This is a genomic window from Maribacter aquivivus (assembly GCF_900142175.1).
GTDB classification, from domain to species: Bacteria; Bacteroidota; Bacteroidia; order Flavobacteriales; family Flavobacteriaceae; genus Maribacter; species Maribacter aquivivus.
Genome location: NZ_FQZX01000001.1, coordinates 64,533 through 86,045, shown reverse-complemented (window position 1 = coordinate 86,045; position 21,513 = coordinate 64,533). Strand labels below are relative to the sequence as shown.

At 37.3% G+C, this 21,513-nt stretch carries 19 protein-coding genes and 1 pseudogene; 3 read left to right on the top strand and 17 right to left on the bottom strand.

Annotation, left to right across the window (positions count from 1 at the left end):
• The first annotated feature begins 21 nt into the window (after window positions 1-21).
• From BUC31_RS00340 to BUC31_RS00330, 3 genes are read left to right on the top strand one after another with little or no spacing between them, the layout of a single operon-like run.
• Complete coding sequence (locus BUC31_RS00340; protein ID WP_139251874.1) at window positions 22-1,164, top strand: efflux RND transporter periplasmic adaptor subunit; 1,143 nt, start codon at window positions 22-24, stop codon at window positions 1,162-1,164.
• Between the two features lie 9 nt (window positions 1,165-1,173).
• Window positions 1,174-1,590 (top strand): Fur family transcriptional regulator, encoded by a 417-nt coding sequence (locus tag BUC31_RS00335; protein ID WP_073240391.1) that lies wholly within the window; start codon window positions 1,174-1,176, stop codon window positions 1,588-1,590.
• Between the two features lie 41 nt (window positions 1,591-1,631).
• Window positions 1,632-3,599, top strand: coding sequence for a heavy metal translocating P-type ATPase (locus BUC31_RS00330; protein WP_073240390.1), 1,968 nt, complete (start codon window positions 1,632-1,634; stop codon window positions 3,597-3,599).
• Between the two features lie 299 nt (window positions 3,600-3,898).
• Here the strand turns inward: BUC31_RS00330 and BUC31_RS00325 are convergent, their stop codons facing one another.
• From BUC31_RS00325 to BUC31_RS00250, 17 genes and pseudogenes are all read right to left on the bottom strand, one after another.
• Window positions 3,899-5,497: a type IV secretory system conjugative DNA transfer family protein gene (locus BUC31_RS00325; RefSeq protein WP_073240389.1), complete on the bottom strand. Its 1,599-nt coding sequence runs from the start codon at window positions 5,495-5,497 to the stop codon at window positions 3,899-3,901.
• A 5-nt stretch (window positions 5,498-5,502) separates the two neighbouring features.
• Entirely contained in the window at window positions 5,503-6,534 is a 1,032-nt protein-coding gene (mobB, locus tag BUC31_RS00320; RefSeq protein ID WP_073240388.1) for a MobB family relaxase, read from the bottom strand.
• 10 nt (window positions 6,535-6,544) lie between these two features.
• Entirely contained in the window at window positions 6,545-6,925 is a 381-nt protein-coding gene (locus BUC31_RS00315; RefSeq protein ID WP_073240387.1) for a BfmA/BtgA family mobilization protein, read from the bottom strand.
• 432 nt (window positions 6,926-7,357) lie between these two features.
• Window positions 7,358-7,555: a hypothetical protein gene (locus BUC31_RS00310; RefSeq protein ID WP_073240386.1), complete on the bottom strand. Its 198-nt coding sequence runs from the start codon at window positions 7,553-7,555 to the stop codon at window positions 7,358-7,360.
• Between the two features lie 12 nt (window positions 7,556-7,567).
• Window positions 7,568-7,948, bottom strand: coding sequence for a DUF6876 family protein (locus BUC31_RS00305; protein ID WP_073240385.1), 381 nt, complete (start codon window positions 7,946-7,948; stop codon window positions 7,568-7,570).
• Window positions 7,949-8,026: 78 nt separating this feature from the next.
• A complete protein-coding gene (locus tag BUC31_RS00300) occupies window positions 8,027-8,371 on the bottom strand; it encodes a single-stranded DNA-binding protein (RefSeq protein ID WP_073240384.1) in 345 nt (114 codons plus the stop codon).
• 926 nt (window positions 8,372-9,297) lie between these two features.
• A complete protein-coding gene (locus tag BUC31_RS00295; RefSeq protein ID WP_073240383.1) occupies window positions 9,298-10,092 on the bottom strand; it encodes a CPBP family glutamic-type intramembrane protease in 795 nt (264 codons plus the stop codon).
• Between the two features lie 165 nt (window positions 10,093-10,257).
• Window positions 10,258-11,088: a class I SAM-dependent methyltransferase gene (locus BUC31_RS00290; RefSeq protein ID WP_073240382.1), complete on the bottom strand. Its 831-nt coding sequence runs from the start codon at window positions 11,086-11,088 to the stop codon at window positions 10,258-10,260.
• A 145-nt stretch (window positions 11,089-11,233) separates the two neighbouring features.
• Window positions 11,234-12,976, bottom strand: a complete 1,743-nt coding sequence (locus tag BUC31_RS00285) for an efflux RND transporter periplasmic adaptor subunit (RefSeq protein WP_073240381.1) — start codon at window positions 12,974-12,976, stop codon at window positions 11,234-11,236.
• 109 nt (window positions 12,977-13,085) lie between these two features.
• Window positions 13,086-13,577, bottom strand: coding sequence for a DUF305 domain-containing protein (locus BUC31_RS00280; protein WP_073240380.1), 492 nt, complete (start codon window positions 13,575-13,577; stop codon window positions 13,086-13,088).
• Between the two features lie 19 nt (window positions 13,578-13,596).
• The gene (locus BUC31_RS00275) at window positions 13,597-16,107 is read right to left on the bottom strand and encodes a heavy metal translocating P-type ATPase (protein ID WP_073240379.1); all 2,511 of its coding nucleotides are present in this window, start codon (window positions 16,105-16,107) and stop codon (window positions 13,597-13,599) included.
• Window positions 16,108-16,121: 14 nt separating this feature from the next.
• A complete protein-coding gene (locus BUC31_RS00270; RefSeq protein WP_073240378.1) occupies window positions 16,122-17,477 on the bottom strand; it encodes an APC family permease in 1,356 nt (451 codons plus the stop codon).
• 14 nt (window positions 17,478-17,491) lie between these two features.
• A complete protein-coding gene (locus BUC31_RS00265) occupies window positions 17,492-17,785 on the bottom strand; it encodes a phosphoribosylpyrophosphate synthetase (protein WP_073240377.1) in 294 nt (97 codons plus the stop codon).
• Window position 17,786: 1 nt separating this feature from the next.
• On the bottom strand, window positions 17,787-18,206 hold the full coding sequence (locus BUC31_RS00260; protein ID WP_396627743.1) for a universal stress protein: 420 nt from the start codon (window positions 18,204-18,206) through the stop codon (window positions 17,787-17,789).
• A pseudogene (locus BUC31_RS20455) lies at window positions 18,186-18,446 on the bottom strand (heme-binding domain-containing protein); the annotation flags it as partial. The pseudogene BUC31_RS20455 and the gene BUC31_RS00260, both read right to left, overlap by 21 nt.
• Entirely contained in the window at window positions 18,447-19,037 is a 591-nt protein-coding gene (locus BUC31_RS00255; protein ID WP_073240375.1) for a DUF3347 domain-containing protein, read from the bottom strand.
• Window positions 19,038-19,068: 31 nt separating this feature from the next.
• The gene (locus BUC31_RS00250) at window positions 19,069-21,471 is read right to left on the bottom strand and encodes a multicopper oxidase domain-containing protein (RefSeq protein WP_073240374.1); all 2,403 of its coding nucleotides are present in this window, start codon (window positions 21,469-21,471) and stop codon (window positions 19,069-19,071) included.
• Between the last annotated feature and the right edge of the window lie 42 nt (window positions 21,472-21,513).

Sequence of the window (21,513 nt, the reverse complement as noted above, 5' to 3'; positions counted from 1 at the left end):
ATCTTTTTTATCGTCGCTTTAATGTCAACAGGTTGTAAGGATAATGCACAACCAATGGTTGAAGATGACCACAAAGGAGAAGAAAATCAAGTTGAACTGACCGATGCGCAAATGGAACAGACCAACATTGTCATTGGTAAGGTTGAAAAACGAAAAATAGGACACGAAATCTCGGTAAACGGAATGATTGATGTGCCACCACAGGGCAATATTTCAGTTACAGTACTGTACGGGGGATTTTTGAAATATACCGAAATGCTTCCTGGTAGCAGAATTAAAAAGGGTCAGGTAATAGCAAGTGTGGAAAATCCAGAATTTATCGAGTTCCAAAGGGAATATTTGGAAGCTCTGGCAAATAATGATTATCTCAAAGCAGATTTTGACCGTCAGCAAACCTTGAACGATGAAAATGTAACATCAACAAAAGTATTCCAAAAGGCGAAAAGTATGTATTTGACCAATCAGGCAAACATCAAGTCGCTTGAAAGTAAACTTCGATTGATAGGTATAAACCCAACAAGTGTAAAAAATGGTAATCTATCAACTGTCGTGAATGTGTATTCGCCCATAAATGGTGTGGTTCGGGATGTTTATATCAACACAGGAAAATATTTCAATCCCCAAGATGTAATAATGGATATTACCGATGCAACAGATTTACATGTAGAACTTAAGGTATATGAAGATGATATTCCCTTGATTCGTAATGGGCAACGCATTCGCTTTAGACTGGCAAATGCACCGGAAGAATGGATGGAAGCCGAAGTATTTCTCATTGGAAGCAACGTGCGTGACGATAGGTCTATTACGATTCACGGTCATTTAAAGGAAAAAAATGAAGACTTATTGCCAGGAATGTTCGTCAATGCAGCTATTGAAGTGGAAGCGCAGGAACGATATGCCGTTCCAGAAGAAGCCATAGTTCGATTTGAAGCAAAACAGTATATTTTTAAATCCCTCGGAAAACGGAGAGAAGGTGAAAACCCGATGAATGATTTTGAAATGCTCGAAATCACAAAAGGTAACGAGGAAGAAGGTTTTGTTGCGTTCGAATTTGTCGATGAAACGCAGGACATTACTTCTATGGAAATTGTTTTAAAGGATTCTTTTACCCTTTTGGCAAAAGCAAAGAATAGCGAAGAAGAAGGAGGTCACGGCCATTAATAATAAAGCATGAAGGAAATAGAAAAAACATTGGAAAATAAAAATGTGCGTCCTACGGCAATGCGCATCTTGATCTATAAATATATGGCCGAAAAGGAAATTGCGGTCGCCCTTACGGATATTGAGAACGCTTTCGCGAAATCTGACAGGACTACGTTATACCGAACGCTGAAAACCTTTGAGGAAAAAGGAATCGTACACCAGATAGACGATGGCACTAGCACAACCAAGTATGCCTTATGTGAGCCCGGTTGTAACTGTGAGATTGAACAGGATTTACACCTTCATTTTCATTGCAGCAACTGCAATGAGACGGTCTGTCTGACTGAACATAAGATTCCACATATCAACCTCCCGGACGGTTACGTTGCCGAAGACGCAAATTTGGTTTTGAAGGGAATCTGTGACAAATGCAGCAGGCAATAAATGCACTTCTGTTGCATCAAAATAATTAGGAAATTACACTCATGAAAAAGAAAAAAGTAAACTTACGGGATTTAGACCCAAAGGAACACCAAGGCGGGCACAATCACGATGACGGACACAATCACGGCAGTCCAGAAGAAGCCTCCAATTTCAGAACTTATTTACCAGCGATTTTTAGCTTTGTAATGTTGATAGCAGGAATCGCCATTGATTATTTCGATGCTTTTCCATTTTTTAAGGGTTGGATTCGTGTTGTCTGGTATACGGTAGCCTATATTCCAGTTGGATTTCCAGTCATAAAAGAAGGATGGAACAGTATCAAGAATGGCGATTTCTTTACAGAATTTTTTCTAATGTCCATTGCAACCTTGGGCGCATTTGCCATAGGCGAATATCCCGAGGGTGTTGCGGTAATGCTTTTCTATGCCGTTGGAGAACTGTTTCAGAATGCTGCTGTTAACCGTGCTAAAAGAAATATAAAAGCATTATTGGACGTGCGCCCTAATGAAGCCTTGGTAAACCGTGATGGCGATTTCATTTCGGTCAATCCCGAGACTGTTCAGATAGGCGAAAAGATTCAGGTGCGTGTGGGCGAAAAAGTACCACTCGATGGTATTCTGCTTTCTGATAAAGGTTCATTTAATACCGCAGCTTTAACAGGCGAAAGCAAACCCGATACTATCGCCAAAGGAGATAGTGTTTTTGCCGGAAGCATAAATCTCGATGGTGTAATCGAAATCGAGACCACAAAAGAGTTTAAAGATAGTTCCATTGCACGAATTCTTGATATGGTACAGAATGCGACTGCAAGAAAATCAAAGACGGAATTATTTATAAGGAAGTTCGCAAGGATTTATACGCCTATCGTTGTTTTTCTCGCTATCGGTCTGACATTCTTGCCTTACTTTTTCGTGGATGATTATGTGTTTCGTGATTGGCTGTACAGAGCTTTAATATTTCTCGTGATTTCGTGTCCTTGTGCATTGGTCATCTCGATTCCTCTCGGCTATTTCGGTGGTCTGGGTGCAGCCTCGCACAACGGTATACTATTTAAAGGAGCTTCATTTTTGGATGCAATGACCAAAGTGACTACTGTGGTAATGGACAAAACGGGAACCGTGACCAAAGGTGTTTTCAAGATTAAGGAAGTAATAAACAGTTCCAATTTCTCGGAAGCGGTATTTATGAAATACTTGATGGCAATGGAAGAACAATCTACCCATCCTATTGCAAAAGCAATTCTGGAATATAAAGCTGAAGGTGCAGATTTAGATGCCACGAATGTTTCTGAGGTGGCTGGAAAAGGCTTATTGGGAACGGTTAATGGTAAGACTGTTCTGGTAGGGAATAAGGCTTTGATGACCTCAAATAACATCGAAGCTCCATCTGCAACCAATGACATTGTGGAATCCATCGTCATGGTCGCCATTGATGGAAAATTTGCGGGCTATGTGACCATTGCCGATGAACTAAAGGAAGATGCGCACCAAGCCATAAAGCAAATTAGGGATTCTGGGATTTCCAAAATCATTATGCTTTCGGGCGATAAGGATTCCATAACTCAACAGGTCGCAAAAGAATTGGGCATAGATTGGGCTAAGGGCGGTCTATTACCGGAAGATAAATTGAACGAAGTCGAAAAGCTCAAAGCACAACCAGATTTGAAGGTTGCCTTCATAGGCGACGGTATCAACGATGCACCGGTATTGGCAGCAAGTGATGTAGGTATCGCGATGGGCGGTTTGGGTAGCGATGTTGCCATTGAAACGGCGGATGTCATTATCCAGACGGACCAACCTTCAAAAATCGCAAGAGCAATTAAAATTGGGCGTTCTACCCGAAAAATTGTTTGGCAAAATATTGGTTTGGCATTTGGTGTAAAGATTATAGTTCTTATTCTTGGTGCTGGTGGACTTGCCACAATGTGGGAAGCCGTTTTTGCGGATGTGGGGGTGGCGTTGCTAGCTATATTGAATGCGGTGCGATTGCAGAAGATGAAGTGGAGTTAGTAAAGAAATAAAATACATAGATTTTAGTTCCTTAAAACGGCCGTTTTACAAAATGACTTGAAAATGTTGCTAACATATTCGCTTCCAGTTCAATTTGTCGTTCTTTTTAGTAGTTCCGGTAATTCACCTTTTACGGAACTAAAAAAGTATAATTAAACGATTGTTTAAATGTACTCTTAACATTATACTTGTTGTGCTTCGTTTCGTTATTGCAGTCAAACTCATTAAAGTATGCTTCAAAAATGCCACACTCTTTACAAAATCCGCTTTTTGCTAAGAGTACAAAGAACGTCGCTACTTTAACTCACATACAGTCGCTTTTCAAATATCGAACGCGCCTCATCATAAACCCGTTCAAAATTAGCTGCTAAATCAGCCTGTGCAAACTGTTTCGATTCCTTTGGTAATTCTCTTTGAATATCATCCAATTTAAATTGAATTTTCTTATCCTTTCCATCCGCGTAAGTAATAAATTCGCCTTGTTTCAACCTGAAGAAAACATCAGCTCTAATCTTTGGAATTTCCTTTTCGCCCGTAGTAATACGCGTATCAAAATCAAGGTTATGTCCTCGACTGATACTCTTGGTCGGGTCTTTAATAATTTCAAAAAAGCGTTCGTAATATTTGGCGGTGTCCGGGTCATTGACCTTACCGAAGAATTGATAGGATAAATTGCTCAAAATCGCTTTACTTGCTTTATCGCCATACATCATATCATTCTGAATCTTGTCTTGCATCACGTAAATAGTTGAGATGTTGTAACTACGTAAGGTTGCTGGAATACGATGCATATTCAACAAACGTATGGTCGGTGCTTCTTCCATCAGCAAGAACGACGGTTTAGAATTCCGCACGCTCATTTGCTTGGTGATAGTATGAATGATGGTAGCAATGACGGGCGAATAGGAGGTTTCAAATTTTGGGTTGTTCACTATTGAAATTACTGATGGATTTTCCTCGCTATTAATATTCAATGGCACTTCGTCTGCGGACAATGCCATAAAAATACGTTGGGTACTAATTCGTTTGAGCGCATTGGCCAAGGTGCTTTTTACACCAGCAGTCTGTCTTTCAGAATCTTTGCCACTAATAAAAGCATCTGCCATCGCCCTTGAGGTGGTGTTGGTTTCCAGAAACTGGATTAGGCTTTTTGTATCAAGGAATTGATAAACAGCTATCAAATGGGGTAACGTACAGTATTTTGGATATTCCGTTTTCAGTTTCCAAATCAAACCACCAATCAACCCCTCTGCAGCATCGTTAAAGAATTTTGTCGTGCCAGTTGTTCCGCTTTCTCTTTGCTCTAAAAGGTTTTCGATTAACACCCTTGACACCTCATTGACGCTTTCCTCGTTCTCTAAATAGCGTGGCGCAATAGGATTTACCCTATGGATGATTTTATCGAAGGAAATGACCTTAAATGGAATATCGCTATCCTTGAAAAGTGGATATGCCATTTCGGTCAATTCAAAATCTTTGTAATCGTGAATGATTCCGCAAAAGCCTTCTTTTTGGAAGTGTTTAAGAAATCCGTAAACGACACTTTCGGTTTTTCCGCTTCCAGCGGATCCGATGACGGATGCGCCACGTTTAATATTATCCAATTTAAAATTCCCTTTGCTCGTAGCAAAGTTGACTTGGTATTTACTATCGCCATTTTGCGAATTTTCAGTTTTATGCAGAAAAACGTATAGTCCTGTATTAATTAATAGTAGCGGACAAACTAGATACAACAAAATGAATGTTAATTCATTTCCAGCAGCAACATAGAATACGAAAAATGACAGTATTGCGATATTCAAAAGAAACGCAAACTTACTTAGCCGAAACATCGCATAGAAAACAGTACTGGTAAAACCAATAATTGAAAGTGTCGTTATGATATTATCTATCTGCATACTACTTATATTCCGATGGAACTTGATTTAATTGCTATTTCTGCACCACGTCTTAACCGTTTGAAAACCCGAAGCGCAATTTGTGCTTGGCTTAAAGGAATACTAGGTATTACTGGCAAGCCTGTTTTTGTAATCATTTTAAAAGCCAATGCCTTTTCGTTAGCTGGTAGTTTCATCAAGGCAGCAAAATAGAGGTTAGGGTTTTTAACAAAATCTTTTCTTGCTTTATAGGTCTCGGCAAAATTGCGTTTATATCCAAAAGTTTTGTCAAACGTCTTTTCCGCTTTAACGAAAAAGGCATCCCTATCAAAACCTCGCTTTACCTTTTTGCCGTGCATCTCTACTTCAGAAGCTTTGTGTTTACTACCAGGCGAAAGACTTACCGAATTGGAAGCATCCTTTCTGCTTACGATAATATGGATATGACTTTGGTTTCCATCTTTTGACATTCCTTGGACAATGCGTTTTCCATTTTGTTGATGCGGTGCTTGGCGTTCCAGTTTGGCAATTTCCCTGTTCATCTTTTTAATATTCCCTTTTGCTCGTCCATCTTGAATATTTCGGATTTCAGTTTTTAGTTGAAGAATTTTTGAAGCGTAAGGTTGGTTCTCTTTAATCTGAAAATCTGTACCCTTGAATGTTCTTTGATGTTCAATTTTAGCATAGTACTTTATGTCATTGATTGATATAGGTCGTCCATTTATTTCCCGATTGAAACTGGCGACATAATCCTTCATCAGCTCATGAGTGTAATTTTTTAAATCTTGGCTATTGTTCTTTAGTTTTCGTAATTCATACTTTGAAGGACTGACCGTAATCGAATAAAACTTGGGTTCTTTCTTTTTTAATTTTGCGGTATTTCCATCAATTTCTTTGACCACTTCTTCAGCGGGAATCTCGTCGCCATATTGGTTGAAAAAGTGTTCCATATCTCGTTGTTCTAAACCTTCGTTTTCTTTCTCTAAATAGCCTACAAAATCCGCCGAACTTTGACCATAAGTGCCACCTAATTTTTGGGGTGTTATTGTGATGTACATAGTTCAAAAATTAGAGTTCGTTATTCTGATTTTGTTTTTCCTGAAATCTCACTTTAGGTTTTTGTTCGGCATATTTCTTTTCTACAATCAACGGTTTTTTGGTTGGTTCTTCTGTTTCAAAAAGTGATTGAATCATCGCTACCGTAGGTTTGGTTTGTGTCTTTTCCACATCCCTCATTATGGCAATTACAGCATTGATTCTTTTAAGTAATTTGGCTTCGATGGTTCGCCCCGTCGGACCCAATTTTTCCTTTGGCGAGATTTCATTGTAGAAGAAAAAATCGAGCATCGTAGCCATTGCTTCGGTGTGCGATTTGAAGTAAGTGCGTGAGAAACTTTGGAAGCGTTTTGCAGTTTCCTTTTTAAATCTAATTCCAATAAATGAGTCCATATTTCGCCTATTTGTCGCAAAATCTTCCCTAAAAATGGGCGTTTACAGCTCGTTTGTCGCAAATCTCTGATTGTCAGGAAATTAAAACACCTTCAAATCGCTGGCAATCAGCTATTTGAAAACGAAAAGGAATCCGAAACATCGCGCAGCGTGTTACCCTCTTGCTATTCCTTTTCGTCACGCGCAAGCGTGACAAAAATCCATACAATCCGGCTAAAAAGCCGATTGCCATTTTCAGGGAAAATGATTTTCCGATATGTTATTTTTCGATGTGTACGGTTATCGGCGAAAGTCGAAAAGTGGATAACCCTACTTAAATTTGAATGCTGAATTTCAGCGAAATAAAGATACGTTTTTTTCTTGACTATATATTAATTGCATAGAAAAACACCTCTAAAATTTTAGAGGTGTTCGTTGCTCTATATAATAGTGCTAAATATTGAAAACGAAATTATAGGTGTATAAGTTTTTAATCATTTCCTCGTCAATCAAGTTTTCATAATCTGCACCAGTTTCTTCCACATATTTTTTTATGGATTCCCCATAAAGATGTGTTACGTGCTCTCTCGAAACCTGTAAAAGGTCCTCTTGTTTTTCCTCGCTCAAATCCTGAAATTTTATGTAAATCATAGCTTCAAAATTCTAATATTCGCTAGGTAACATCAGCGTATTATTTACAAAAAATAACCGCAGTTCGTCGAGTGGAAAATCGGTTACACGATAGCTGTGTTTTTCTAAAATAGTATCGTTGCCATCTGTATAAATAATTTCAGCTTCATAACCTGTAAAATCCTGTTTTTCTTCGGACAATCTTTTGAAGTCTATGGTTACAAATTCGCTTCGGTTCATCAAACTTTTTGCGATTACGGATGTATCTGTAATGAGCCAAAAACAATCTGCCACGTTAGCAAGGTATTTTAGACCGTCTGTAAAACGTGTTTTTAATAATGGGATTTGATAGAACATTTCCGTTCCGTGAAAATGTTGCAATCCTTCTTTGATTTCGTTAACTTGTGCTTTCATTGTACATATTATTTAAAGTGTGAATAATGAAAAAGAGGGCGCATCTTTCGACGGTTACGCCCTCTTTCATTTTAAGATTTACTTGTCGTCTTTGCTTCCAAGTAATAGAATTTCATCGGCTACAACTTCCGTAACATAGCGTTGTTCGTTATCATCACTTGTATAACTTCGGGTTTTAAGTTTTCCCGATATTCCAACTTCTTTGCCTTTAACAACATACTTCTCTACAATTTCGGCAGTCTTGCCCCAAGCAACTACCGTATGCCAATTAGTGTCAGTTTGTTTTTCGCCTTTGGCATCTTTGTAATACTCATTTGTGGCGAGTGAAAAACGGGCTACTTTCTTTCCGCTTTCAAGGTTCGTAATAGTTGGTTCTTGTCCAACGTTTCCAATTAACTGTACGTGATTTTTAATAGTACTCATAATAAAAAGATTTGTGTCTGCTTTGTTACAGACTGGTTTATATTTCCCCTATTTGATTTAAACTGAATTAAGTTTTAAGGGGTGTTTGTTCTTTTCTTCTGTGCACCGCACAATGGATAGAGTGGGTTTTGTCCAGACTTTTCGGGAACAAATCAGGTGTGTTTGCGACGTAGTAAAATCCTTGGATTTTCAAGGAAGTAGAAACCTTCTTTTTCACTAAAACTTGTATAGTCTTGACAAGTTCCATAAGGGCATTAGTAATTCTTTTAAGCGCAGTTGCGTTTGAGCGTACCGACAGTTAAGCGAGATAAGCAGCTGTGATTAAATTAGAATTGGTTATGTCGTGCCTGTTTTTCGACGCCCCGAAAAACAACAAAGGCTTTATCCATTATAAACCCCTTAAAATGTGTAAGGCAGCGGTTCGGTTTTTAAGGATTTTCGAGTGAAGGCTCAAGAAGACTTCGCCGAAAATCCTGTTAAGAAAATCGAGTCGATGGCTTTCCGATGTTTTGTTGGACTTACCTATTTTTTCTAACGAAATGAAGTGTCCCAAACCAGCGTAGCGGTTCGGGTTAACGTAATGAAGGAAGCAAAACAATAGGTGTGTCCAAGACATTTGTAGAGAAGCTCTTTTCACGGAATGAAGTTTTTTAAGGAATGTAGGGGAATGTGCTGAACGGATTGTGAAAACGAATTAACCTCTTTAGCAGAATTTAAAGCGGACTAAATTTCAAATATGTAGATTGGGAATGAAGCGTTTCCTGCTTTTGGGCGGGATTAGCGTAGTGGAAATCGGAATCTTTGGGATTGTGTCTAAGACCTTTAATGAAGCGCTTTTCCCGAAATGAAGCTCTTCGCGGAATGTTGGGGTATGTGCTGACGGATAATATTTAAAATTTTTTAAAGTAATTAATTAATAAGAAAGACTACAATTTCAATGAATTAGAATCTATCTTTGGTGGCATAAAATACATAAAGACCAACATTATTATAAAGTAAAGAACCGCAAATATAGTATAGGTATGGTCACCCGCATCTGGTGAAATCGGCAACAAAACAAGAGACATATTTAACATCGATTGTATTACCAGTACACATATTCCACTTCTGGTTTTTGAATATACAATAGCACACATACCAGCAGCTCCCATCATATTTAAAAACAACGGCCATACAGGAAGGTCTTCAATTACACCAACATTTATATAAACGGAAGGTAGCCACCATAAAGACCATACAAAGCCGATAACCTGAGTTGCGTAAAATGGTTTAGTAATTTTCGAAAGTTCACGAAATGCATAACCTATCCATACCACTTCACCTAGAAATGCCCAAGACAAAAGAAACAAAGTGAATTTTAAGGTAGGTATATAAATTTCGAAATCAAGAATGGACATATCTCCATTATAAAAAGCTACAATTACTAAAGTTATTAAACCTATGGTAAATGCGAACAGTAAGCTAAATACATACCACTTTGGGTGTACTTTCCAAACTAGCATAGGTCTAAATAAATTCTTTATACCTTCATTACCTTTTGTAATTTTTACAATAAATAACAACAAAAACATTAAAGCGTAAAAGCGACCATTGGTGTACGGGAAAAATTCTATTACGCCTTTGCTTTTAGCAAAAGTTATTACAAAATTCAGCATTGGTGCAAGTGTTAAAAACACCCATATTTCGTACCTCTTTAAAAAGTCTATCATTTTTGTGGTCATCAGTAAATTTCTAGTTATGGTTTGGTGTTATTTTGATTTAATCTCTTTGTAAAAAAATCGTTTGCCAAGATAGTCTTATCATTTTTTTATACAAGACCTTTTGGTTATTCGAACTGTTATGTTGGATTAAACGTCAATTTCTATGTAATTATTAATGAATAACATTCATTTATTTATTGCTCCAAAAACCCCAAAATAATCTTCATGCATCTTGCCTGGTGCCTTAGACTCGTGCCATAAATTAAAACCTGCATTTTTAAAAAGGCGTGCATAATCATGAGAAAATGATCGCTCAACACCATAAGGTTGAGAATTTGGATTCTTGCTAAAGTCAATATTTGCTCCAATGGGCTCAATTGCAATAAATATTGAAGTCCCTAATTTGTTTAGGTAAGAAAAGAACTCTTGCAATCGTTGTTCTGAAAAATATTCTAGGACACCACCTGAAGTAAAGATTATCATATTATTGGTTCCGTTTTCTTTAATCCAATCAAATCCATCTGCGGCTACAAATTCGATTTTAATATTCTCAACATACTGTTTTTTATTAAATTTAATTTGCTCAACACTTAAATCAATACCTATAAATCTTTCAATTTGTGAAAATTCAGCGCTCAAGTAATCTAAAACATCCCCATTGCCTGTTCCAATCTCGACAATGGTGTGAAATTCATGTGATGTATCTTTTAAAATATTCTGAAGCTTTTCAAATACTGGTAAACAATTAGGAAAAAAAAAATCTTTCAATACATTCTCTTTATCTGAAAAATATTTTCTACCTGTCTCTTTCCAAAAATTTTCATGATAATCTGCCAGCAAATCGAAGTCTTGGTTTTTTTCGGCATTTTTTAAAAGTGCCGAACGCATGAATCGCTCACTTAAACTGAGTTCATTTTTGACATTAAAACTGATGCCTTTTTTTATTAATATTTCAACTTTTTGGGGTTGTAACTTAATCAAAATTGCTCCAATGAATTCTTTAATTATTTTTTTCATTTGCTAGTGTGCTATAACATTTATTTCTTTAATTCTATAGTTTGGTTCTTTTTATATCCTAGAAAAATTTATCTTTTCTAAGGTTTTAGCTTAAACTATTTTAATCTGGACTATTTGAAAAATTTGTGTTCTATTCTTTGACAGTTTACTTAGTTATGTTAATGATACTTCCACAAGTCAACATTTCATCTCCATAATATGGATTTCGAATATCTTTATCTTTACTTAGCCAAAAAGCACCTTTATTTTTATTTGCCATAGGACATTTTTGCAAATATAGTATGGGATCAACATTCTCAATATTCATAGCAATGGGCACTAAATTTTCATTCAGAATTACAAAATGGTCACGTTGATTTTCCAGATTATCATTTTCTACAATGGCGTCAAACATTTTAATAGTTTTATTTAAGTGTGCTTGCTCCATCTTTCCTAAACCACTAATATCTATAGATTTTAAGGCCTTGGATGTCTCTTTTGCAAAAGCGGCAACTTGGTTAGCATCGTTTGAGACAAATGCATCTTTCATTTGAAGATAGGATGTGAGCACTTTTTCAAAGTCCTTCTGAAAACTTGATGGTAAGTCTATTATCATTTGAGACAATGACATATCCGATGTTTCCTTTTTGCTCTTGTTCATCATCGATTTTTTTCCTTGTAATTGTGCGGCGGCATCTACTGAGAATGTTCCATTTGTCACGATTTCATCGCCATTTTCAAGCCCTTCTTTTACCCTAAAATTTTCTCCATTACGATTCGCAATCACAATTTCACGCATTTCAAAAATTGGTTCGTTAGGATTGGTCTTTATATACACCAATGAGCGTTCTCCTGTCCACATCACTGCACTTGCAGGAACGGTAATTAAATCGTCATTCATTTTGGATTCTCCTTTGAGTTTGCCCGTGACAAACATTCCTGGCTTAAATAGGGCATCTATATTTTTAAGTGTTGCTCTTACGGTAACAGTACGCGTTGCGTTGTTCAGCATAGGGTCAATAAAAGAAATCGTGGCGTCAAATTCTTTATTGGCATAGGCATTGGTTACTATCATCATTTTCTGACCTACTTTTAGATTAGAGATTTGACTTTCGTAGGCATCAAATTCTGCCCAAACTGAATTCAAATTACTCACTTTTAAAATTGGTTGACCTTGTTTTACATAGTCTCCTTCTCTTGCCGCAACTTCTGAGACAGTTCCTGAAACAGTAGCATAAATGGGGAAATTATCACGAACCTTCCCAGAAGTTTCAATAGCATTAATTTGACTTTCTGAAAGCTTCCAGAGTTTCAACTTGTTTCGCACAGCTTTATACAAAGCAGGTTGCGATTCTTTTAAAGCAGTCGTAGTTAAAAGCTCTTGTTGTGCCGCTACTAAATTAGGCGCATAAATAGTAGCCAGTAATTGACCACGATTTACTTTTTGACCTTCATAGCTTACATTCAATTTTTCCAGACGACCATCAAAATAGCTTGCTTGTACAGCGTTATTTTCTTCGTTTGTAGCAATCTTTCCTGAGAGTGAGATCATTCCGTCTTCATCAGAAGGTGCACCACTACCTACAACTGTAGTTTGAATATTGGCCAGCGCCATTGCGTTATCTGTCATTTTTATCTCATTCAAAGCGAGACCTTCAGCGCCAGACTCAGCAGGTATCAAGTCCATCCCGCATATAGGACAGTCGCCTGCTTCTGGTTGCATAATCTGTGGGTGCATTGAGCAAGTCCACATTTGGTTTGCCGTATCGCTAGAGTGGTTGTGGGAATCTGACATATTAGACGAATCCTTGCTTGCGTCAACATCAATCTCAGAATTTCCGAAAATGAGCCAGCCTGCAAATAATCCCACTATTACTGCGACTGCTATATATAATATGTTTTTGTTCATAATAAAAATTGTTTAATGTGTAGCACGATGGGTGTTAGGGATTGTAGCGGCATCCTTTTTTTGCTATTTCTGCAAACAAAAGATATAGCGAAAAGACTGCTCGAATGCTCTATTTCTGATTTTGCAATCGGTCAATCATTTGTTTCATTTCTTCTATCTCCTTCTTTTGAGCTTTAATGATATCATTGGCTAATTTTTTCACTTCAGGGTCTTGAATATTTGCACGCTCACTGGTTAATATTGCTATCGAGTGGTGCGGTATCATAGCTTTCATCCAGAGTACATCGCCCACAGTTGATTTTTGGTCACGTACCAGTCCTAGCGCACCAACAAATAGAATAATACTTCCTAAAACTATGGCAACATTTTTCTTTTTATTTTGATACATATTTCGCATTGCCACAAACATTATTATGGCCATCGCTGCAATACCTAAACAGCTCATATAAAACCTTGTGAGGCTAAAATATACGTGTTCGATTGCATAGGTGTTTAGATACATCGTGATGTACATTGCTATAAAGGATGCCACGAGCATACCAACAAATTTTGAGTAATTTCCTTTTTTCATTTCTCCGTGATTGTTCTCTTTTGAATTCATTTCTAATGGCTTTTAGTTTTTAATTAATTGATTTTGTTTTAAGTCTGAGTGCATTTACAATGACCGAAACCGAACTGAAACTCATTGCCAACGCGGCAATCATTGGCGATAAGAGTATTCCAAAAAATGGGAATAAAACTCCCGCTGCAATGGGTACACCGAGGGTATTGTATATCAAGGCAAAAAATAAATTTTGCTGGATATTCCGCATTACTTTATGACTTAAATTCTTTGCTTTTACGATGCCGTGTAAATCGCCTTTTACTAATGTTATCATTGCACTTTCAATAGCGACATCCGTTCCTGTTCCCATTGCAATACCTACATCACTTTTGGCTAATGCTGGTGCATCGTTTATACCGTCGCCAGCCATCGCCACTACTTTGCCTTGTTCTTGTAACTTTTTAACCTCGTCCAGTTTGTTTTCTGGTAACATTCCCGCTTTGAAGTCGGCGAGATTAAGTTCGTTGGCTACTGCCTGGGCGGTGTCGTGATTATCTCCTGTGAGCATTATTACTTCGATGCCTTTGTCTTGCAATTCTTTGATTGCCTTGGCACTCGTTTCTTTTATTTTATCGCCTATGACCACATAGCCTGAAACTTCGCCATCAATGGATAAGTAAGAAACGGTCTTTCCCTGTTTCTGAAAGGATTGTGCTTCGGTTTCCATTTCAGATGATAGCGTAGCATTTGCGTACTCCATCATTTTGACATTGCCTAAATCGAGCTTCTTGCCATCAACTGTTCCTTCTACGCCTTTTCCTGTTACTGCGCTAAAGTTTTCGGTTTTGGATATTTCGGTTTTCTGTTCCTTTCCATATTTCACGGTAGCTTCGGCAAGTGGATGCTCGCTGGAACTGTTTAGGGATGCGATAAAATGTAGAATCTCGCTTTCGCGAAAGTGGTCTCCAAAAATACCTATTTTCTCAACGGTTGGTTTCCCTTCCGTAATGGTTCCTGTTTTGTCCACGATAAGGGTATCCACCTTATCCATTTTCTCAAGGGCTTCGGCATTCTTGATTAGTACACCATTTTGTGCACCTTTGCCAACTCCTACCATCACAGACATAGGTGTAGCCAATCCTAAAGCACAAGGACAGGCTATAATTAATACGGCAATGGCATTGACCAAGGCATAAACATAAGCTGGTTCTGGACCCCAAATTGCCCATACCGCAAAAGTGATGAGCGAAATAATTACTACAACAGGTACAAAATACCCGGAAACGGTATCTGCCAACTTCTGAATAGGTGCACGACTACGACTGGCATCGTTTACCATATGTATAATTTGGGAAAGCAGCGTATCACTACCTACTTTTTCAGCTTCCATCAAGAAAGACTGATTGCCGTTGATTGTACCACTACTTACTTTATCATCTGTAGTTTTGTTAACTGGTATAGGTTCGCCCGAAATCATCGATTCATCTACAGTAGTTTCGCCTTCGGTAATTTTGCCATCGACGGGAATTTTATCTCCAGGCTTCACTCGTAGAATATCTCCTTTTTCTATTTGGTCAATGGAAACTTCTTCTTCATTTCCATTAACTAATTTAATGGCTTTGTTGGGTGCAAGTTTCAATAATTCCTTAACTGCGGAATTGGTTTTGCTATGCGCACGCGCTTCTAAAACTTGACCCATTAAAACTAATGTGAGTATTACGGTTGCTGCTTCAAAATAAACGTGTACTGCACCAGACTCTGTTTTAAACTGTTCTGGAAAAAAGTCTGGAAACAGCATTCCGAAAACACTAAATAGCCACGCCACACCAGCACCTATTCCTATTAGCGTAAACATATTGAGATTCCAAGTTTTGATGCTGCGATAGGCACGTTCAAAAAACATCCACGTGGCATAAAACACAACTGGAATGGATAAGCCAAATTGAATCCAGTTCCACCATTTTTGCTCCATTACATCGTATAACGGATTGTTAGGAATCATCTCGCTCATTGCGATTATAAAAATGGGTAACGTGAACCCAACAGCTATCCAGAATTTTTTCAACAGCTTTTTATAGTTCTTTTCTTCTGCTGAACTATCTGCTTCCATCGGTACTAAATCCATTCCGCAAATAGGGCAAGCTCCAGCTTCGTTTTTCACGACTTCTAGGTGCATTGGACACGTCCATTGTTCTGTAGTGGTTGCGGAAAGATTGACTTCTTCAACCAAATCCATACCGCAAACAGGACAATCTCCTGGCTCGTCGTATGTTTTGTCGCCCTCGCAATGCATCGGGCAGTAGAAAGTGCCAGTTCCTTTGCCTTTTTGTTTTAGCTTTTTCTCTTTTGCCGAATCTTCCTTATGATGATGCTCGCCAAGGTTGTGGATGGAATAACGCCCTCCATCATCCTTTAAGCTTTTCTGAAAAGTTTCCAGAGAAATATGAGAACTCATCTCAATTGTTGCTTCCTGCTTTTTTAAATCAACAGATGCGTTTGTCACACCATCAACTTTAGATAAAGTTTGCTCAACGTGACTGCGACAACCGTTGCAGGTCATTCCTTGTATGTGATAGGTGTGTTTCATTTTATTTTAATTTTTTACATTTTGGTCATTTCATCTTCACTCATTTCCATTCCCATATTCATATTGCCGTCCTTATCTGTATGTGATTTCATAAATAGAAATTGAGAAAGAAAAATGAGAGCAATACCTATTGCTGCGACAATAAGCACAAATGGGTCGGTCAAAAATTTTAAATAGATAAATGCTGCCAAAACAACAATATCCATTACTAAAGCAATTATGGGAATTACTGGATTGAATTTTACCTTGTTTTTAAGGTGTTTAAAAAGTCCCCAATGAATGGCAATATCCATTATCAAATAGAAAATTGCTCCAATAGACGCTATTCGAGTTAAGTCGAACAAAATAGTTAATAGTATTGCTAATGAAACGGTAAGAATCAACGAAGGGTTTTTAAGTTTCTTGATTCTATTCAAATTAGGAACTTGTTTCATATCGCTTAACATTCCTAACATTCTTGAAGCAGAATACACGCTGGCAATGACACCGGAAACTGTTGCTACAATGGCAAGTAAAATTGTTAAAGTGGAACCCCATTCGCCAAATAGTGGTTTTGCGGAAGCTGCCAAAGCATAATCTTTTGCTACTATAATTTCTTCAATGCTCAATCCGCCAGCAACCGATAACGCCAAAACAACATAAATAACTGTACAAACGATAATTGAAATAATTATGGAACGCCCAACATTTTTATGAGGATTTTTTATGTCGCCACCTTGATTCGTTATTGTCGTGAATCCTTTATAAGCAAGAATCGATAAGGCTAATGCGGCAACAAATCCAAAACCCTCAGGAAAGGATTGGGTAGTTGCAGGACTATAACTACCTGTGATAGTAGGTAAACCAGAAATAACCAATCCCGAAATGGCCAATACAGCGATACCAACAACTTTTATAATTGCAGTAAAGGTGGCGGTACGTTCAATAATTTTATTACCTGAAATATTGACAATATATGCAATACCAATAAGTATGACTCCCAATACAGATGCGTAGCCGGCATACTCCTGCGGAAACAGTCGTAATGCATACGCCCCAAAAGTACCTGCCACCAAACTCTCGGCAACAACCATTGAAACGTACATTAACAAGGAAAATGAACCCGCAAGTGTACCTGGGTGATAGGCCTCTGTTAAAAATTTTGCAACCCCTCCAGAAGACGGATAAGCGTTTGAGAATTTTACATACGAATACGAACTAAATCCTACGATAAAAGCTCCTACCACAAATGCAATAGGAAATAAATCGCCGACCAATTCGGCTATTTGCCCCATTAATACAAAAATACCAGCACCTATCATCACACCTGTACCTAATGATACAGAGCCTAATAATGACAGTTTTTGGGTATTTGTTTTTAAGGGTTTCATTTAATAATCTGTATTTATCTTAATTTTTTCCGCATTGCTTCTGAAATATTTTCGGCGTAAACTCCATAAGCATCCACCAATAAGCCTTTAATTCCGTTTTTGGATGAAATGGCATAAAGCACACTATTGTCATCTGTACTGCTCATCCCTTCAAAACGATGCATCTCATCAACATCAAAATCTTCTGGATGTATCTTTAACTTTAAGGCATTACATTCCAGATGTTTCTCTTTCAAATTGAAATCAACGGTATAGCCTCTTGTCTGTAGATTACTTATTGCTTCTGAAAGGGTATCGTAATTTTCCATATTATAAATGAACTGTCATCACTGGTTTTTTTGAATGATTGGTAATACTTTCAGTAATACTCTTTGAAAATATGCTTGATAATCCCTTTCTACTATGAGTGTACATTACTATTAAATCTACATCAATAGAATCTTCAAATTTTTCAATACCACTTTCTATATTAGTTTCACTATAAACGTGCATCTGATAGTTTTCCAATTTTGGAAAATGCGTTAAGAAGTCCTTTATTGGTTGTAAACCATTTTCAACACTATTAAAATCTGATGTCGTATTGATGTTTAACAAGTGAATTTTTGCATTGCATTTTTTTGCGATTTCTTCTGCATTTTTGAATGCATTGGATATGTCTTCTTTAAAGTCAGATACGAAAGCAATATTTTTAAAAGGAAATGTTATTTCATCTTCTTTTACTTCTTTAATATGGTCTTCTAAAAACCAAGCTGCTGGCTGAACTTTGCTATACCAAGGATATACAGTATTATTACTGTGACAATCATAGCAAGACACCTTAAGCTGATTCTCGATTTTAGACGGTACTTTGTTAAACATCATAAAATCAGTTTCAGGTATTGTGTACCTTTCATTTTTATCCGTTGGAAAAAATTGAATAATCACAAAGGCGATTAATGCTACCCAAGCTATGATTTTTACAATTTTCATTTAGTTGATTTCTCGCTGTACTTTACCGCACTTCAACATTGAGCTTCCGTAATATGGGTTTCTTACTTCTTTCTTTGTACTTAACCAGGCTGTTCCACCATCGTACATTGGGCAAAATTGCTCGTACAACTTTGTCGCAGTTCCTGTTATGGAAACCATAACTGTAATGTCCTTGCTCAAAATTTTAAAATGTTCACGTTGGTGTTTGATATCGCTTTCAGAAATATGCTCTGCGTGTTCTGTTGCATCTTCAATAATGTCTGTTAATTCCTTTTGTTGACTTTCAGAATATGTTGACTTGTCAAGATTGCCAAGTGATTTAGCAAGTGTTCCACCGAGCATCTTAGCCTTGTCATTTTCATCTCCTACTAGCGCATCTTTAAGATTAAAATAATCTTTTAAAATAGCTTCTGCCATTGCGTTTTGAGAATTATTCATTGCCATATTTTTTGAGCTATCCATATTTTCTTGCATTACTTCATTGCTAGCAGACGAAGGTGCTTCATTCTTATTAGCATCTTTACAAGACACGGTTAAAATCATTGTAGCGACTAAGGCTACTGTTCTAATACTTCTTTTAATTGTTTTCATTTTTATTTGTTTTATTGTTAATATTATTTACTTAAAATCTTACTGATAATCCTCCACCGGCACCAAAACGGTTATCGTAACTCGCCATAAGAGAAAAGTTTCTTGATAGCATATATTCAGCTCCTGCACTCCATACTGTTTCTGAAGTAAAGTCTTTATTCATAGGTAGGTCATCTACGAAACCTAAATCTATTTGGTATTCATAATAACCGAATACAGACAGTTTTGGGAAAATCATTATACTGCGACCTACACCAATTCTTGGTCTTAATTTATTATCAACACGCACATCTAAATTGAATAAGTAGGGCGTTAAATAGCGAACACCAACAACTGCCGTTGTGCTAAACTCATTTAAGCTATCACGTGTTGAATTCTCAATGTTTACACCACCAAAAACTCGTAAATAATCGTGTAGATACCGTTCATACGTGAATTCTCCTTCCAGATTTTCATTCCATCCATATTCAAAAGAAGCATTAAATTGATTTCTAATATTAGAGGTCATCAAATTAAAACCAGTAGTATGCGACGCTGCATCTACCAGTCCCCAAGAATACCATTTGTTGGTTTCTTCAATAATTTTAGAAGCTGGAAATTCATCCATTCTTGGGTCTCGTGGCGTATCATAAGACACTACTCTTGCCATACCACCCATCATATGATATAAAATGTGGCAATGGAAAAACCAGTCTCCAGCCTCATCGCCATTATTTCCATAAAACTCGATAGTCATTTCTTCCATTGGGGGCACATTTACCGTGTGCTTTAATGGCGAGTACTCTCCATTTTCATTAAGTACTCTAAAGAAGTGACCGTGTAAGTGCATTGGGTGGTGCATCATCGTCAGGTTATTGAATGTAATGCGCGTTACCTCCTTATTATTTATTTTGATATTATCAGCCTCAGATAGTGGTACACCATTCATACTCCAGATGTAACGATTCATATTACCAGTAAGATTTAGTAATATTTCCTTAACGGGAACATCTTTGTCGTATGTTGTTTTGCTGGGCGACTTCAAATAATCATAATTGTATTCGGCAAATAGATCCATTCCCTCCATCTTCATTCCTGGCATAGAATTCTCTTTCTTCATATTCATTCCAGACATTGTTTTGTCTTTCTTCATATCCATTCCTGCCATATTAGAATGGTCCATCTTACCCATTTCTGTAGTATCTTTTGGCTTATTCATATCCATTCCAGACATTTTTGAATGATCCATCTTCATACCTTTCATTTTAGAATGATCCATTTTCATCTCTCCATCCATTTTCATTCCTTCCATTTTATCCATCTGCATCCCGTATTCCTCTTTCATCTCAAAACGCTCATCCTTACCTGGCTGAAATTTTAAAGCGTGTGCACCCATTTTCATATCCATTTTAGCCATTTTCTGCATCATCCCGATTTTATCTGGTCGAGCAACATCCATTGCAGGTAAAATTGTACCATTACCTATAAAAGCAGAGGCTGTACCAGAACCATCTTGTGCAGTAATTCTAAATTCCATCTTACCTTCTTTTGGTACCGTGACAATAAAATCATACGTTTCGGCTACTCCTATAAAAGTTTTATTTCTTTCGACAGGAACCACATCTAATCCATCTGAAGAAACCAGTACAGGTATCTCTCCTCCAAACGTCATCCAAAAAGAGGTAGAAGCTCCTCCATTAATCATTCGCAGTCTTATTTTTTCACCAGCTTTAAATTCTGGATAGTCAATGCTTTCTTCTCCATTAATTAAAAATGCAGGATAATATACATCTGCTATATCTGCACCTTCCATACGTTGCCTCCAAAAATTGAGTTGTGCTCCAAAAGCGCCACGCGCAATTACTTGATTTAAAGGTGTAGCTGTTCCTTTTTTAATACTGTACCATTCATTCCCACGCTTTAAATTACGCAGAACGTTCATCGGCTTTTCATTCGTCCAGTCAGATAAGACCAACACCAATTCTTTGTCATAATCCAACACTTTTTCTTTAGGCTGAATAACAATGGAACCGTATACGCCGCTTTGTTCTTGTAACATTGTATGGGAATGGTACCAATAGGTTCCAGATTGTTTGATAGGAAATTCGTATTTCTGTGTATGTCCTGGTTCTATAGGTGGTGTATTTAAGTACGGTACACCATCGTAAAAGTTAGGAAGTAAAAGTCCGTGCCAATGCACTGAGGTTTCTACACTCATTTCATTTTTTACATATATTATTGCATATTCACCTTCTGTAAACTCTAAAGTTGGACCGGGAATTGTCCCGTTAACGGTCATTCCCACAACATCTTTGCCTGCTTTATTCACAGTAGCCTCACGCAAGGTAATAGTGTGTTCTCTTACTGGAAGGTTATCTATATTTCCTTGTGTGTCTTGTGCATAAACACCTGTAGTTAACCCAATTAGAAACAACAAAATTATTTTAGTTTTCATTTTAGCTTTTATTTTGTAGACACGAAATTACTCTTGAATTAA